The following is a 15,031-nucleotide window of genomic DNA, read 5'->3' as shown; positions in this document are numbered from 1 at the left end:
GTACAGAGGATATATTAATAAGCAGGAATATTAAGGGGGTCATAGAAATGGCAGGAAATAATAAAGAAAAAATGATTATAATAGGTGGAGGACCAGCTGGTTTGACAGCCGCCATCTATGCGGCCAGGGCAGGTTTAAATCCGATGGTGATTGTTGGTCCTGAGCCCGGAGGTCAGATAACAACTACTTCTGAAATTGAAAATTACCCGGGATTCCCTGAGGGAATTACTGGTTTTGATTTAATGCAAAAGGTTATTGAACAGGCTCAAAAGTTTGATGTTCGCTTACAGTATGAAGTGGTAGAAAACGTTGATTTTAATAACAGTCCTTATAATATAAAAACTGATGGGGGAGAATATCAGGCAGATTCTATAATAATAGCTACCGGTGCTTCCCCCCGGAAACTCGGTCTTGAGAAGGAAGAGGACTTTATCGGTAAAGGTATTTCATACTGTGCCACCTGTGATGGGGCCTTTTTTAAAGATCAGGAAGTGGCTGTTGTTGGTGGTGGAGATGTTGCCCTTGAAGAGGCTAATTACCTGACTAATTTCTGCTCTAAAGTTTATTTAATACACCGCAGGGATCAGTTCAGGGGTACTAAAATTCTTGGTGACAGGGTTAAAAATAATTCTAAAGTTGAAATATTATGGGATACAGAAGTAAGGGAATTACTTGGAGGCAATAAAGTTGAAGGCCTGCTGGTAGAAAATAATAAGACCGGAGAAGAAACCAGACTTGAAAATGTGAAAGCTTTATTTATTGCTGTAGGTTATAAACCAAATACAGATCTGTTTAAAGGGCAGCTGGAAGTAGATGACAGGGGTTACATTATAACCAATGACAGATTAATGACCAGTAAGGAAGGAATTTTTGCAGCAGGTGATGTTCAGGACCCCCATTACCGTCAGGTTGTTACTTCTGCAGCCAGTGGTGCCATAGCCGCTATGGAGGCAGGGAAATATTTAGAAACCATTGAAGATTAATTGTTGGAAAATAAGCTGGCTTTAAATTCTTTAACCAGGGGTACTGAAACCCCCAGTTTTTTGGCGATTTCTTCATCATTCATTCCCATAGACCAGGCTACGAGGAATTCGTGCTGGTCTATTTTTTCATACTGGGTTAAATTTGGATTTTCTCCAGTGGTGTTTTTCAAAACCATCTTACCACCCTTTCTTTTTTGATTAAATGGCCTCAGGATATTTTTATAACATAGCCCCGATAGTTTTGGTGGTTAACTAATCTTGCGCTCATGGGTCTTACTTATATTATTTGTTATTGAAAATATCTTATTCAGAAAATACAAAAAATAAGAAACTATAACAAATACAGGAATTATAGAGATGCTATCCTCTAAATTATCTATTAAATTATCTATACTTTTTCCTGGATGGGTTTTTATCTACATTTTAACCTGTTATATTTAATCAAATAGTAGAGTAAATTTACCAAATATGATAACATATATATGGTAGTTACATAGATCTATTTATTAATGTTATTTTTAAAATAATATTACTAACATTCAGGTTAAATTTATAGGTTATAAAAAAGGGGGAAAAAAATTTGAATATAAAAAAAGTTATACATGGAGCTATTTTTGTGGCAATTGGTATTTTATTACCGATGATTTTTCATTACTGGCCAGGGTTGGGAAAGGTGTTTTTACCCATGCATATACCGGTGTTTGTAAGTGGAGTTTTTCTGGGACCCCTGTACGGGGCCATAGTCGGGGTTTTAACACCTTTATTAAGTAGTCTTATAACCGGTATGCCACCGGTTTTCCCGATGCTTCCGGTAATGGTGGTTGAGTTGGGCCTTTATGGCCTGATTATGGGTTATTTTTACAGAAGAAAAAATTCAAACATTTATTTCAGTCTGATTCTGAGTATGGTAACTGGAAGGTTCGGGGCTTCAATTGTAATGGCGGTGTTTTTAAAGCTGGTAGATAACCCCTTAATATATATCTGGAGTATACTTGTAAAAGGCTTACCGGGTATAATAGCTCAGCTTGTATTAATTCCACTACTGGTTAAGTATCTTGATAAAAAAGGGGTTACCCCTCTCGATGGGTGATGAAAAACGGTTAAGTAAAAAAACCTGGAATTGTTGATGGTTACCCCTTCAGTGGGGGATGAAAAAAGGATTTAAATAGATTTTGTAGAATATACACTATATAATACAGAAAGGAGAACAACAGTGAGAGGGTTATTTATTACCCTGGAAGGTATAGAGGGTTCCGGGAAATCTACTCAGATAGAAATGCTTTATAAGAGGTTAAAAAAGGACGGTTTTGATGTTATTATAACCAGGGAGCCAGGTGGCACCCCAATTGGGAAAGAAATAAGGAAGCTTTTATTAGATCCTGATAACATTATGGGGGCTAAAGCTGAATTTTTATTATATGCTGCTGACAGGGCTCAGCATGTAGTAGAGCTGATAAAGCCAGCCCTGGAGAGTGGAAAGGTTGTCCTTGCTGATAGGTTTATCGATTCAAGTATTGCCTATCAGGGTTATGGAAGAGGGCTCGATATAGATGTAGTTAAAACTGTAAATGAATGGGTAATTGATGGGTGCTGGCCTGACCTTACTTTTGTTCTGGATCTGGATGTAGAGAAGGGATTAGAGAGAGCCAGGGGTTATTCTCCAGACAACCAGGGAGACAGGCTGGAAAGGGAATTAGTAACGTTTCATAGAAGGGTAAGACAGGCCTATCATCAGCTTGCAGAGGATAGGAGATTTATTATGCTGGATGCAGATCGTTCCCGTGAAGAAATACACCGGGAAATATATCATAAGGTAAAGGGGTGTTTAATTAAATGAGAGAAGGGAGAAGCGAGAATATGAAAATGGTTATTGCGGTGGTTAATGACCATGATGCTCATGATTTAATAGATTAGTTAACTACAGCTGGCTATAAATTTACCAAGATGGCCAGTACCGGTGGCTTTTTACGGGAAGGGAATACCACCCTTCTTATTGGAACAGATAAAGAACACATTGAAGAATTACTTGATATAATAAAAAGCAAATGTAAATCAAGGGAGAAAACAATTGCCCCCATGTCACCTGTTGCCAGTTCCCTGGAAGGTTATTATTCCTTTCCCATGCAGGTTCAGGTTGGTGGGGCTACTGTTTTCATTATAGATGTAGAGAAATATATTAAATTATAATTTTGTCATAAAAATAAATATGTTTAAATATCAAAAACCCACTACTAAATAGTGGGTTATATTTCGGTAGGAGACCTAAACCCCATAGTCGTCAGAAATAAACACCTCTGATATTCGGTTAAAATTCTTCTGATTGAATTTACTTTAAGTTTTAATGTCAGGTCGACTGTGGGTAGATATACAGGACTGTTCTTGTAAAAAGGTATTTCTGTAAACAGATATTCTATAAGTATTCATATAAAAGAAAAGTACTCATTTAAAAGAAACCAGGCTACAAAAGTTTCAATAGATAGAATATAGTTAATAATTACTAAGGGGTATCAAATATGGGGTTTAATGAAATTATCGGGCAAAATGGGGCTATAAAGATTTTAAAGGAAGAATTAAGGGATAATAGAATAAATCATGCCTACCTTTTCAACGGTAGGGATGGGGTTGGGAAAAAACTCCTGGCTTTTCAGTTTGCCAGGGCAATTAATTGCCATAATAAAGTAGATGACAGCTGTGGTCAGTGTATGGCCTGTAAAAAAATTGATCATTTTAATCATCCTGATTTAAAATTAATTGAGCCGGTAAATAATAGTATTAAAATAGACCAGATAAGAAATTTCCAGAAAGAGATAGTTTATAAACCTTATGAAAGCAAGAAAAAGATATATATAATAGACGGGGCCGATACCATGACTTTAGAAGCAGCCAATAGTCTATTAAAAACACTGGAAGAGCCACCCCATTATGCAGTTATTATTTTACTGGTAGAAGATTTAAATAAACTGCCATCAACCATAATATCTAGGTGCCAGCAAATTCAGCTAAGCAATATTGCCCGGGAAATAATCAAGGAATATCTGATTAATAAAGGTATCGGGGATAAAAAGGCTCATTTGATTGCTACACTGGCCAGGGGGAGCATTGGTGATGCCCTTAAATTAGTGGAAAAGGAAGATATTCTGTTAATCAGAGAAGAATTGTTTGATTTTTTGTGTAATTTAACCCATCTCAGGGCAGTTGATATTTTCAATAAAAGCCAGCAAATGGTTGACTGGTTTCAGCAAGATTTACCTCTGTTTGATTTGATATCTGGCTGGTTTAAAGATATAATATTTTATAATCAGGGAATTAAAGATAATATAGTAAATTATGATTTTATTGATAAAATAGAGGTTCAGGCCCGAAATTATAGAACTGAAGAGTTGATCTCTATTATTGAATTGATCGGAGAAACCAGGAAATATATAAAAGCAAATGTCAGGAAAGACCTGGCTTTACAGGTTATGTTATTGAAAATTAGAGCTAAGAGGGTGTAATAATTATGTATACAGTAATAGGAGTAAGCTTTAGACAAGCTGGAAAAATATATTATTTTGACCCGGGAGATATTGAACTTAAAAAGGGTGATCATGTTATTGTAGAAACCTCCCGTGGTATAGAGTACGGTGAAGTAGTAACTGAAAAAAAAGAGGTTAGTGAAGACGAAATAGTGCCCCCTTTGAAAAAAGTTATCAGGAAGGCAAACCTTAAAGACAAAGAAAAATATGAAGAGAACAAAAGGCTGGAGAAAAAGGCCTTCCAGATATGCCTTCAGAAGATTAATAAGCATGGATTACCCATGAAACTAATCGATGTAGAATATACTTTTGACCACAACAAGATAATCTTTTATTTTACAGCTGATGGCAGAGTAGATTTCAGGGAGCTTGTTAAAGACCTGGCCCGGGTCTTTAAGACCAGAATTGAACTAAGGCAGATTGGTGTCAGGGATGAGGCCAAAATGCTGGGGGGTATTGGCATATGTGGCCGAAAACTTTGTTGTGCTCAGTTTTTACGTGATTTTGACCCCATTACTATTAAAATGGCCAAAAAACAGGATCTCTCCCTCAATCCTGCCAAGATCTCTGGAGTATGTGGTCGGTTAATGTGCTGTATTAAGTTTGAATCAAAGATATATAAAATGTTAAAAGAAGAGATGCCCGAGGTTGGAGATACAGTTGAACTTGATATCGGTGAAGGTGAAATTGTAGACCGCAATCTGGTTAAGAAGACCATTAAAGTAGATGTTGGTGAAGGTGAATACGTTGAAGTTGACCTTGAAGAAACCGATGTTGAGATTGATAGACCGATGAAAATAGTAGTGGCAAAGGTAATGAAAGGGAGCAAAAATGAATGGGGTGACCATTGATGGACGAGGAAATACTGAGTGCCCTGGCCTATTTTCAGGAACAGATAGAGGAATTATCTTTTAAGTTTCAGAAGTTAAAGGATATAACCTACAATTTATATAAAGAGAATCAGACTCTCCGGGAAGAGAATGAAGAGTTGAAGAAGATTGTTTTTGACAGAAAGAATGAGCAATCCCGGGAAGGTTATTCAAATCTTATCCATCTTTATAATGAAGGCTATCATGTCTGTCATTTAAGTTTTGGAGAAAAAAGAAAAGGTGACTGTCTCTTTTGTTTGCAGTTGTTAGAAAACCAGATAGAGGAGTAATTCTATTATGGAAGAAGTAAATGATTTAATACCGGGAAAACTTCAGATTATACAGGATACAGATTATTTTAAATTTGGAACAGATTCCGTGCTCCTGGCCAATTTTGTAAAGGTTAAGGATGGTGAATCTGTTGTTGACCTGGGTAGTGGCAGTGGAGTAATTCCACTGCTTTTGGCTTTCAAACAGAAGCCTGGCCGGGTTATTGGCCTGGAAATACTCCCCGAATTGGTTCAGCTTTCTAAAAAGAGTGCCCGGATGAATGGGCTGGAAGAAATTATTGAATTTATCGAAGGGGATATAAAGGAGATAGATGACTATATAGAATTAGAAAGTGTTGATCTGGTGGTCTGTAACCCTCCCTATATGCCTCCTGACAAGGGAAAGATTACTAAAAACAGGGAAAAGGCTATTGCCAGGCATGAAATACTTATAACCCTGAAAGACGTTATTAAACAGGGTTCCCGGGTCTTAAGACTGGGGGGAAGGATGGCCATGGTTCACAGGACCTGGCGTTTGCCGGAAATTATAACCCTGATGAGGGAAAATAAACTGGAGCCGAAAAGGCTCTGTTTTGTTCAGTCCCGGGAAAATTTGAATCCCAAAACCGTTCTGATTGAGGCTAAAAAAGGGGGAGGTCTCGGTCTTGAGGTTGAACCCAATTTAGTGGTCTATAAAGGGAATACTCAGGAGTATACTGATACTGTTAAGAGAATGTACGGTTACAGCGGGGATGATTATAATGAATAAAATAGGGAAGCTATATATATGTGGGACTCCGCTGGGCAACCTCGAGGATATCTCCTTCAGGGCTATAAAAACCCTGAAGGAGGTTGATTTAGTTGCGGCTGAAGATACCCGCCGCACGGTTAAATTATTAAATTATTATGATATTTCTACCCCGTTAACAAGTTACCACGAACACAATGAAGAGAAAAAATCAGAGGAATTAATAAATAAACTGGAAGAAGGTCAGAAGATAGCCCTGGTCAGTGATGCTGGAATGCCCGGCATTTCTGATCCTGGTTTAATATTGATCCAGAAGGTGATAGACAGGGGGTTTAAGGTTATTCCGGTACCCGGTCCCACAGCTGCTGTTAGTGCCCTTGTTGTTTCAGGGTTTGATACTGACCGGTTTGTTTTTGAAGGGTTTTTACCCCGGAGAGGGAAAACCAGGGAGGAAAGGTTAAAAGATATAAAGAATGAAAAGAGGACCATTATTATTTATGAATCCCCGCATCGCTTAAAAAAGACTTTAAGGGATTTACATACATATATTCCTGAGAGGAGAATTGCTTTAATCAGGGAGTTAACAAAGGTTTATGAGGAAAAGATGTACGGGACTCCATCTGAACTTTTAGAGGAAGCCACTAAACGTAAGATAAAAGGAGAGCTTGTAATAGTAATCGAGGGGGGAGTAAAGGAGAATCAAACTGGCAGGGATTTTGGATCATTAAGTGTAGTAGATCATATTAAAATGTTAATGGATAAGGGTTATACCAAGAAAAAGGCTATTAAAGAAGTCTCCAGAGTCAGAGGCCTCCCCAAAAAGGAGGTTTATAAAAAAGCAGTAGTTATTAAAGCCAGGCCCGAAAAACGTTGACAGGGAGAATTAAATTTTATAGAATTAGAATAATATAGTAAAGAGGTGAAGTGATATGAATAACTTTACTTTTCATAACCCTACAGAGCTCTTATTTGGTAAAGGCATGATTAAACAACTGGGAGACAGGGTAAAAAAATTTGGAAATTCTGTTCTCCTGGTTACAGGGGGAGGTAGTGTTAAGAGGATAGGGCTCTATGATGAGGTTATTGGCATTTTAAATGAAAATGGGATAGACATCCATGAAGTAAGTGGGGTCAAGCCCAATCCACGAATAGACAAGGTTCGCGAAGGTGTTAAAATCTGTCGTGAAAATAATGTTGACCTTGTACTCGGGGTCGGTGGTGGGAGTACCATTGACACTGCTAAATCAATTGCCGCCGGTGTTAAGTTCGATGGAGACCCATGGGAGATGTTTACTATGGACGGAGAGCCTGATAAGGCTATTCCGGTTGGGGCTGTTTTAACCCTGGCAGCGACAGGTACTGAGATGAACGGAAACGCTGTTATTTCTAACCTTGAAACTAATGAGAAACTTGCTATACATACCCCGGCAGTAAACCCCAGATTTTCCATACTTGACCCCGTTTATACCTGTACAGTTCCTGAGGAACATACAGTTTACGGTATTGTCGATATTGCGGCTCATGTCTATGAACAGTATTTTAGCCATACTCCGGGTACCCCTGTTCAGGACAGGTGGGCTGAGAGTATTTTAATAACTCTGAGGGAGGAAAGCAAGAAGGTTCTCGATAATCCTGAAGATTATGAGGCCCGGGCCAACATTATGTTATGTGGTACTATGGCTTTGAATGGGTTAATTGCTATGGGGAAGGAGACCGACTGGGCTTCTCATGCTATTGAACATGAGCTCAGCGCTTTTTATGATATCCCCCACGGTGGAGGATTAGCTATAATCTTTCCCAACTGGATGAAGTATGTAATGGATGAAGGGCTCGATAAATTTGTCCAGTATGCGGTCAGGGTTTTCGGGGTCTCAACTGATGATAAAACAGACCGGGAAGTTGCCCTGGAGGGTATTGAGAAAACCCGGCAGTGGTTTAACGAGATGGGAGCCCCTTCCCGGCTTGCTGATTATAATATAGGTGAAGAAAAACTTGAAATAATGGCCGAGAGTGCTGTTTCTAATAAAGAACTGGGTGGGTATAAAAAACTCACTAAAGATGATGTCTACCAGATTCTAAAAATGAGTCTCTAGAAAAATGTATAGTGAGAAAGAGGTATAGAAAGCATCCATTAACATGTTTGCATAATGTTGTAGACAACTGAATTGTGAAGGAAAGGAGATGAATATCATGTCCGAAAAAACATTTTATGTGACAACTCCTATTTACTATCCCAGTGACAGATTACACATTGGTCATGCCTATACCACTGTAGCAGCTGATACTCTGGCCAAATTCAAAGAGATGCAGGATTATGATACCATGTTTTTGACAGGTTCTGATGAACATGGTCAGAAGATTGAGAGAAAAGCAAGTGAAGCGGGTAAAAAACCCGGAGAATATGTTGATGAAATTGTTGCTACTTTTAAGGATTTATGGAAGAGACTTGGGGTGGATTATGATTACTTTATCAGGACAACCAACCCTGACCATGAAAAGGTGGTCCAGGAGATTTTCAAAAAGATATATGAGAAGGGAGATATTTATAAAGGGAAATATGAAGGATGGTACTGTACTCCCTGTGAAACTTTCTGGACTGAAAGGCAGTTAGAAGGGGAAAAGGTCTGTCCTGACTGTGGACGTCCGGTTGAATGGGTAGAAGAAGAGAGCTATTTCTTTAAATTAAGTAAATATGCTGACCGTCTTCTGGAACATATTAAAAAACACCCGGAATTTATTCAACCTGAAAGCCGTCGTAAAGAAATGATAAATTTCATTGAATCTGGCCTTGAAGACCTCAGTGTTTCCCGAACAACCTTTGACTGGGGAATACCGGTTCCCATAGATGATGATCATGTTATCTATGTGTGGTTTGATGCCTTAAGTAATTATATAAGCGCTATTGGGTATTTATCTGATGATAAAAAGTTTAATCATTACTGGCCGGCTGATGTCCATATTGTTGGTAAGGATATTCTGAGATTCCATACCATTATCTGGCCTATAATTTTAATGGCCCTCGACCTGCCCTTACCTAAAAAGGTGTTCGGCCATGGCTGGCTTTTAACTGAAACCGGGAAGATGTCAAAATCTAAGGGGAATGTTGTTGATCCCAATAAACTTATAGATGATTTCGGGGTAGACCCGATAAGGTATTATCTGTTACGTGAAGTTGCTTTTGGCCAGGACGGGACATACTCAACTGAGGCTTTAATTAAGAGAATTAATTCTGATCTGGCCAATGACCTCGGGAATCTTCTGCACCGGACTGTTACTATGGTTGATAAGTACTTTGACGGGGTAATACCTGAACCAGGTGTTGAGAAAGAGGTGGATAAAGACCTTAAGAATTATGCCCTGAAAACCCTGGATGAAATTGATAACAGTATGGACAACCTCAAATATGCAGTAGCTCTGGAGTCATTATGGAATTTTATCAGGAGAAGTAATAAGTATATAGACCAGACAACCCCGTGGATTCTGGCCCGGGATGAGGATAAAAAAGACCGGTTGGGGACTGTTCTGTATAATTTAATTGAGGCCCTGAGAATTATTGCCGGTATGCTGAAACCATTTCTGGTGGAAACACCATACATGATTGGTGAACAGATTAATGCCAGGGATTTAATAGAGAAAGCATCATGGAGTGATTTAAAACAATGGGGTCTACTATCTCCGGGAAGAAAAGTAAAAAAGGGTAAACCGATTTATCCCAGGATTGATATAGAAGAATATTTTGAAAGACTGAACAACAATGAAAATAAGGAAACCAGTGATAATAAAGGAAAAGGAGGTAATGATATGGCAGAACAGGATAAAAATACAGGAACTATTTCGTTTAATGATTTTACTAAACTTGATTTAAGGGTAGCTGAGGTCAAGGAAGCAGAAAAAATAGAGGGGAGTAATAAGCTCTTAAAGCTAAAAGTGTCTCTGGGAGACGAGGAAAGACAGGTGGTTGCCGGTATAGCCAAACACTATAATCCTGAGGAACTTGTTGGTAAAAAAGTAATCCTGGTGGCTAATCTTGAACCGGCTACTATTTTTGGGGTAAAATCAGAAGGTATGGTGCTGGCTGCCTCCAATGACAGTGGTGAATTAACTCTGACTACAGTTGAGAAGGATATATCCAGTGGTAGTCAGGTAAAATAGTTAAACTTTTTCAGGAAGTAGAGTTTAAAACCCACCAGCCTTTTCTGTGGATGGTGGGTTTTTAATATCGATGATTATACTGGTACCATGATGATTTTTCAAATGGTTGGGTCTGACCCGGGGTTATCAGAATTTTATTTGGTATAAGCTCATTTATTGCAGCTAATTACCTTGTATGGTATAATTTTAATGATAATTTTGATAAATTTTCCCTTGCCTATCTGGCATACTGGACGTTTAAGAAGGAAGGTTTGAAAGGAGTGGAGTCATGAAGAATATAGATTCTATACCCAAGGCAACTATAGAAAGGTTACCCCTTTATTACAGGTGTCTGGATAAATTACTTACATTTGAGAACATTGAAGTTATTTCATCAAAAGAGCTTGGTGGTCGGCTCGGTATTCCTTCTACCCAGGTAAGAAAGGATTTATCATACTATGGTGAATTTGGGCGACGTGGTGTCGGTTATGATGTCCATGACCTGAAAAAATCTATCGGAAAGATTCTGGGGGTAAATAAGACATGGCCTGCTGTATTAATAGGGGCCGGTAACCTGGGCCGGGCCCTGGTAAATTATGAAGGTTTCGAAAAAATGGGTTTAAAGATAACAAATGTTCTTGATGTTGACCTCGATAAAATTGGTAATAGAATTGGTCCTATTACGGTTGAGAGCATGAAAGATCTGGATAAAGTAGTGGAGGAAGGTAACATTAACCTGGGGATAATTACTGTACCGGCCAGTGCTGCCCAGGAAGTAGCTGATAAACTGGTAAGGGCGGGGATTAAAGCCATCTGGAACTTTGCCCCCACCCGGATTGTTGTCCCTGATGAAATTGTTGTCAGGAATGAAGACCTTGCGGTCGGGATTGTTAGTTTAATCTACCATTTAAGCTGGCAGGATAAACTTGATGCCTAGTCTTCCTTTTTATAAAAAGAAGAATACAGTTTTGTCAGGCCATATCTTCTGGGGTCAAAGATAAATTCTGTATTCCCCAGAAACAAATAGCCACCTGGTTTGAGGGCCATGGTAAATTTCCTGGTTAATCTTTCTTTGACTTCCCTGGTTAGATAAATAAAGAAATTTCGGCTTAATATCAAATCCCAGTCAGAGGAATAGTTTTCTTTAAGGAGGTCCTTTCTTTCAAAAGTCACCCGGTTAATAATATCTTTAGTCAGTTGATATTTGCTGTTACTATTTTTCTGAACAGGAGAGAAATATTTTTTAAGTAATTCAGGGGAAACGTTTTGTAGTATATTATTACTGTATATACCGGTCCTGGCCATTTCTAAAATATCCGGGTCAATATCACTGGCCAGGATTTCGTAGCGATGAGGCTTGATATTCATTTCTTCCAGGATGATAGCAATACTATAAGGTTCTGCCCCATTGGAACAGGGGGCACTCCATATTTTGACTTTTTCCTGTTTATTAAAAAGACCGGGGAGGACTTTATCACGTAAGTAATCAAAGTTTTCGGGGTTTCTAAAAAACTCCGAGGTATTTATGGTAAAATGGTTTAAATAGGCTGCCCTGAAATCTGTATCTCTTTTTATAAGCTCCAGGCAGTCGTCATAGGTTTTAATGTTGTGGCGGCGCATCAGGCTGTCGGTCCGCCTTTTTACCCTTTTTATTTTATAACTATCAAGATCAATGTTCAGAATTTTAATTGCTTCATCTTTAAATTCGTTGAAACTCAGGCCCATTATTTTCTCCTTTCTATTAAGTCTATTATTTTTAATGGTATTTGATGAAGGGGAAGAATTTCATCATAAGCTCTGGCTTCAATAGTAGCTCCGGGCATTCCATAAACGAGGGCAGTGCTTTTATCCTCAACAATTCCATAACCATTATATTTTTTTACCTGTTTCATGCCTTCAGCCCCGTCTCTGCCCATGCCGGTTAAAATTATTCCGATGACCCGTTCTTTATAAATGTCTGCTACCGATTTGAGCATATAATCTACACAGGGACGGACACCCCATTTCGGTGGTTTCTGGTTTAAAACAACTCTTCCTTCAGGATTAAATTCCAGGTGATAGCCCCCCGGGGCTATCAGGGCTACCCCCGGTTGCAGATAATCATATTCGCTGGCTTCTTTTACGGTAATCTTCGACTCCTGATGTAACCTTTTGGCCAGAGACGCTGTAAAACCGGGTGGCATATGTTGGACAACTACCAGAGCTGCCTTTAGATTGTTCGGAAAAACAGGTAGTATTTCTTTCAGGGCCTTTGGCCCTCCCGAGGAGCTACCGATGGCAATAACCGGGAAATCTCCTGGCTTATGATCAAATTCAGTGGCCTTTTGCTTACCCTGCTTACTACAGGATATATTACTGCCTGCTGCGGCCTTTATTTTAGTTATTAACTGTTTTGAAACATCATTAATATTTAAAGAAATGTTCCCGGAGGGTTTTGGAATAAAGTCAAAGGCCCCCAGTTTCAGGGCTTTCATAACTGTATCCCGGTTGTCAATAGCACTTAACATAATAACAGGAATATTACTGTATTTATCCATTAATACTTTAAGTATTTCCAGCCCGTCTTTACCGGGCATATCAATGTCCAGAGTGATTACGTCAGGGTGTTTTTCTTCAATCAGGTCGAGACATTCCTGACCATTTCTGGCAACAGCAATAACTTCAATATCGTCTTCCTGATTAATGGTTTTTTTCATAATTTGCCTTATAAAGGCAGAGTCATCTACAACCATTACTTTTATCATATTGTGTAACCTCCTAAGTGGTATTATATATTTATTTTAATTATACTGGTTTCATAAATTTACCGGTGTTACTTATTTTATAATAAATTTTATTTGATTTAAATAAATAATTCTGTTTTTTCTTTATAAAATCCTGCAAATATTGGAGTGAATTTTATGAGTGTTAATGTATCGGTTCTGGCCAGTGGTAGTTCAGGAAATTGTGTTTATATTACAGATGGAAAGGTTAATATCCTGGTTGACGCCGGGTTAAGTGGTAAAGAGATAGCCAGAAGATTAAAAAAAGTAGGGGTGGATCCTGGGAATATAGATGCCATACTGGTTACCCATGAACATAAGGACCATATTAAAGGGGTTGGAATATTATCAAGGAGGTACGATATTCCTGTATTTGCCAATGAACTTACCTGGAAGGCAGCTGAACCCTGTCTCGGTGAAATAAAAAGTAATAACTGTAAAATATTTGATGGGGATTTTTCAATCGGTAATCTGGGGGTAATTCCTTTTTCATCTTCCCATGATGCCGAAGACCCGGTCGGTTTTGTATTTAAATGCAGAAATTTAAAACTGGGGCTGGCCACAGATATGGGTATAATGCCAGATGAAGCTAAAGCATACCTTAAAGGTTCAGACCTTCTTATTATCGAGGCCAATCATGACCTCGATATGTTGATGACCGGTTCCTACCCCTGGTTTTTAAAAAAGCGAATCAGGAGTGCACAGGGCCATCTTTCCAATGACGATACGGCTGCCATATTACCAGAATTAATAGAAGATAACTTTCCCCGCATATTATTGGCTCATCTAAGTCAAGATAATAATATACCGGAATTGGCCTATATAACTGTTAAAAATGGTCTTGAGGAAGAAGGGTTTATTATTGGTAGAGACCTTGAAGTGGATTTTGCGTATCGAGAAAAGCCTACCCGCCTTTATAGGGTGGGGTAAAAAGAGGTGTCATCGGTGGATTCCTTGTTTAACAAAAATAATAGAAAGAAGATTAACTGGTATTCGTTTCTCTGGTTTGTAATTATTGCTCTGTTAGCAGGTATATTAATCATTTACTTTGTCTTCCCATCAATGTTTAAAGGACCCGGTGTTAAGAGAATACCCATTATCTTTGAAGATGAGTCTGAGAATAAGGTAAAAAGCAGGGGTAATATAACTGAAATCTCAAAAAATGTGTCCCGGGCCGTGGTTAAAATAACTACTGGAAAAAAGCCTTCGTTTCTTTTTTTAAAAAGTGAGCAGAGGTTTGGGTCGGGGTTTATAATTACTGATACAGGTTATATATTAACAAATTACCATGTGGTTCAGGGAGCTGAGAAAATAAGTGTAGTGATCCCCGACAGGGAGAAGGTCTATTCAGGAAAAATGGTTGGAGCCGATGCTAAAAATGACCTGGCTTTAATAAAGATTAATGAAAAGGAATTACCCTTTCTTGAATTATCAACCTCTCGTCGGTTGAGGGCCGGTGAACTTGTTATTGCTCTGGGCTATCCCCTCGGGTTAGAAAATACCCTGACTGTTGGAGTGGTAAGTGCCCTCAACAGGAATATATATACAGAAAATGGACAGAAGTTAAGAAACCTGATTCAGGTAGATGTTGCCATAAATCCCGGAAACAGTGGTGGCCCTCTCTTAAATGATCAGGGTCAGGTTATAGGTATAAATACTGCTATTATAAGGCAGGGATTTGGCATAGGTTTTGCTATTCCTATCAGTACTGTCAGGGGTTTTTTAGAAAATTATTTATAAAAAAATTATTTATA

16 protein-coding genes and 1 pseudogene are annotated in these 15,031 nt (G+C 38.5%); 14 read left to right on the top strand and 3 right to left on the bottom strand.

What is annotated here, in order from left to right; translation table 11 throughout:
• The first annotated feature begins 47 nt into the window (after nt 1–47).
• Nucleotides 48–983: a thioredoxin-disulfide reductase gene (gene trxB, locus HORE_RS10550; protein WP_015923755.1), complete on the top strand. Its 936-nt coding sequence runs from the start codon at nt 48–50 to the stop codon at nt 981–983.
• Here trxB and HORE_RS10545 read toward each other — a convergent pair.
• On the bottom strand, nt 980–1,159 hold the full coding sequence (locus HORE_RS10545) for a hypothetical protein (RefSeq protein ID WP_015923754.1): 180 nt from the start codon (nt 1,157–1,159) through the stop codon (nt 980–982). The genes trxB and HORE_RS10545 overlap by 4 nt on opposite strands.
• A gap of 404 nt (nt 1,160–1,563) precedes the next feature.
• On the opposite strand from HORE_RS10545, the gene HORE_RS10540 reads away from it, so the two are divergent.
• The 11 genes and pseudogenes from HORE_RS10540 (at nt 1,564) to HORE_RS10490 (ending at nt 11,452) form a co-directional block, all read left to right on the top strand.
• Nucleotides 1,564–2,073, top strand: coding sequence for an ECF transporter S component (locus HORE_RS10540; RefSeq protein WP_143710064.1), 510 nt, complete (start codon nt 1,564–1,566; stop codon nt 2,071–2,073).
• Nucleotides 2,074–2,196: 123 nt separating this feature from the next.
• A complete protein-coding gene (gene tmk / locus HORE_RS10535) occupies nt 2,197–2,820 on the top strand; it encodes a dTMP kinase (protein WP_015923752.1) in 624 nt (207 codons plus the stop codon).
• A gap of 20 nt (nt 2,821–2,840) precedes the next feature.
• Nucleotides 2,841–3,170 (top strand): annotated as a pseudogene (locus HORE_RS10530) (cyclic-di-AMP receptor).
• Between the two features lie 326 nt (nt 3,171–3,496).
• A complete protein-coding gene (gene holB, locus HORE_RS10525) occupies nt 3,497–4,477 on the top strand; it encodes a DNA polymerase III subunit delta' (RefSeq protein WP_015923750.1) in 981 nt (326 codons plus the stop codon).
• Between the two features lie 5 nt (nt 4,478–4,482).
• Entirely contained in the window at nt 4,483–5,349 is an 867-nt protein-coding gene (locus tag HORE_RS10520; protein ID WP_015923749.1) for a PSP1 domain-containing protein, read from the top strand.
• Entirely contained in the window at nt 5,349–5,657 is a 309-nt protein-coding gene (locus HORE_RS10515) for an initiation-control protein YabA (protein ID WP_015923748.1), read from the top strand. The genes HORE_RS10520 and HORE_RS10515 overlap by 1 nt, the downstream gene beginning before the upstream one ends.
• Nucleotides 5,658–5,664: 7 nt before the next feature.
• Complete coding sequence (locus tag HORE_RS10510; RefSeq protein ID WP_015923747.1) at nt 5,665–6,405, top strand: tRNA1(Val) (adenine(37)-N6)-methyltransferase; 741 nt, start codon at nt 5,665–5,667, stop codon at nt 6,403–6,405.
• The gene (gene rsmI, locus HORE_RS10505) at nt 6,398–7,258 is read left to right on the top strand and encodes a 16S rRNA (cytidine(1402)-2'-O)-methyltransferase (protein WP_015923746.1); all 861 of its coding nucleotides are present in this window, start codon (nt 6,398–6,400) and stop codon (nt 7,256–7,258) included. Before HORE_RS10510 ends, rsmI begins: the two co-directional genes overlap by 8 nt.
• 55 nt (nt 7,259–7,313) lie before the next feature.
• On the top strand, nt 7,314–8,477 hold the full coding sequence (locus tag HORE_RS10500) for an iron-containing alcohol dehydrogenase (protein ID WP_015923745.1): 1,164 nt from the start codon (nt 7,314–7,316) through the stop codon (nt 8,475–8,477).
• Between the two features lie 97 nt (nt 8,478–8,574).
• Complete coding sequence (metG, locus tag HORE_RS10495) at nt 8,575–10,536, top strand: methionine--tRNA ligase (RefSeq protein ID WP_015923744.1); 1,962 nt, start codon at nt 8,575–8,577, stop codon at nt 10,534–10,536.
• Nucleotides 10,537–10,804: 268 nt separating this feature from the next.
• Nucleotides 10,805–11,452 (top strand): redox-sensing transcriptional repressor Rex, encoded by a 648-nt coding sequence (locus HORE_RS10490; RefSeq protein ID WP_015923743.1) that lies wholly within the window; start codon nt 10,805–10,807, stop codon nt 11,450–11,452.
• Here the strand turns inward: HORE_RS10490 and HORE_RS10485 are convergent.
• Nucleotides 11,449–12,240, bottom strand: a complete 792-nt coding sequence (locus HORE_RS10485) for a CheR family methyltransferase (RefSeq protein ID WP_015923742.1) — start codon at nt 12,238–12,240, stop codon at nt 11,449–11,451. The two genes, HORE_RS10490 and HORE_RS10485, sit on opposite strands and share 4 nt — an antisense overlap.
• Nucleotides 12,240–13,259: a protein-glutamate methylesterase/protein-glutamine glutaminase gene (locus HORE_RS10480; protein WP_015923741.1), complete on the bottom strand. Its 1,020-nt coding sequence runs from the start codon at nt 13,257–13,259 to the stop codon at nt 12,240–12,242. The genes HORE_RS10485 and HORE_RS10480 overlap by 1 nt, the downstream gene beginning before the upstream one ends.
• A 156-nt stretch (nt 13,260–13,415) precedes the next feature.
• Here HORE_RS10480 and HORE_RS10475 point away from each other — a divergent pair, with 156 nt between their 5' ends.
• Complete coding sequence (locus HORE_RS10475; protein ID WP_015923740.1) at nt 13,416–14,207, top strand: MBL fold metallo-hydrolase; 792 nt, start codon at nt 13,416–13,418, stop codon at nt 14,205–14,207.
• 15 nt (nt 14,208–14,222) lie between these two features.
• Nucleotides 14,223–15,017: a S1C family serine protease gene (locus HORE_RS10470; RefSeq protein ID WP_015923739.1), complete on the top strand. Its 795-nt coding sequence runs from the start codon at nt 14,223–14,225 to the stop codon at nt 15,015–15,017.
• Nucleotides 15,018–15,031 lie beyond the last annotated feature (14 nt).

The organism is Halothermothrix orenii H 168 (genome assembly GCF_000020485.1).
Classification (GTDB): Bacteria; Bacillota; Halanaerobiia; order Halanaerobiales; family Halothermotrichaceae; genus Halothermothrix; species Halothermothrix orenii.
This window is presented reverse-complemented; position numbering and strand designations above follow the sequence as displayed.

Coding starts and splice junctions, on each gene's coding strand:
- trxB (WP_015923755.1), top strand. CDS start 48: ATGGCAGGAAATAATAAAGAAAAAATGATTATAATAGGTGGAGGACCA.
- HORE_RS10545 (WP_015923754.1), bottom strand. CDS start 1,159: ATGGTTTTGAAAAACACCACTGGAGAAAATCCAAATTTAACCCAGTAT.
- holB (WP_015923750.1), top strand. CDS start 3,497: ATGGGGTTTAATGAAATTATCGGGCAAAATGGGGCTATAAAGATTTTA.
- HORE_RS10520 (WP_015923749.1), top strand. CDS start 4,483: ATGTATACAGTAATAGGAGTAAGCTTTAGACAAGCTGGAAAAATATAT.
- HORE_RS10515 (WP_015923748.1), top strand. CDS start 5,349: ATGGACGAGGAAATACTGAGTGCCCTGGCCTATTTTCAGGAACAGATA.
- HORE_RS10510 (WP_015923747.1), top strand. CDS start 5,665: ATGGAAGAAGTAAATGATTTAATACCGGGAAAACTTCAGATTATACAG.
- rsmI (WP_015923746.1), top strand. CDS start 6,398: ATGAATAAAATAGGGAAGCTATATATATGTGGGACTCCGCTGGGCAAC.
- HORE_RS10500 (WP_015923745.1), top strand. CDS start 7,314: ATGAATAACTTTACTTTTCATAACCCTACAGAGCTCTTATTTGGTAAA.
- metG (WP_015923744.1), top strand. CDS start 8,575: ATGTCCGAAAAAACATTTTATGTGACAACTCCTATTTACTATCCCAGT.
- HORE_RS10490 (WP_015923743.1), top strand. CDS start 10,805: ATGAAGAATATAGATTCTATACCCAAGGCAACTATAGAAAGGTTACCC.
- HORE_RS10485 (WP_015923742.1), bottom strand. CDS start 12,240: ATGGGCCTGAGTTTCAACGAATTTAAAGATGAAGCAATTAAAATTCTG.
- HORE_RS10480 (WP_015923741.1), bottom strand. CDS start 13,259: ATGATAAAAGTAATGGTTGTAGATGACTCTGCCTTTATAAGGCAAATT.
- HORE_RS10475 (WP_015923740.1), top strand. CDS start 13,416: ATGAGTGTTAATGTATCGGTTCTGGCCAGTGGTAGTTCAGGAAATTGT.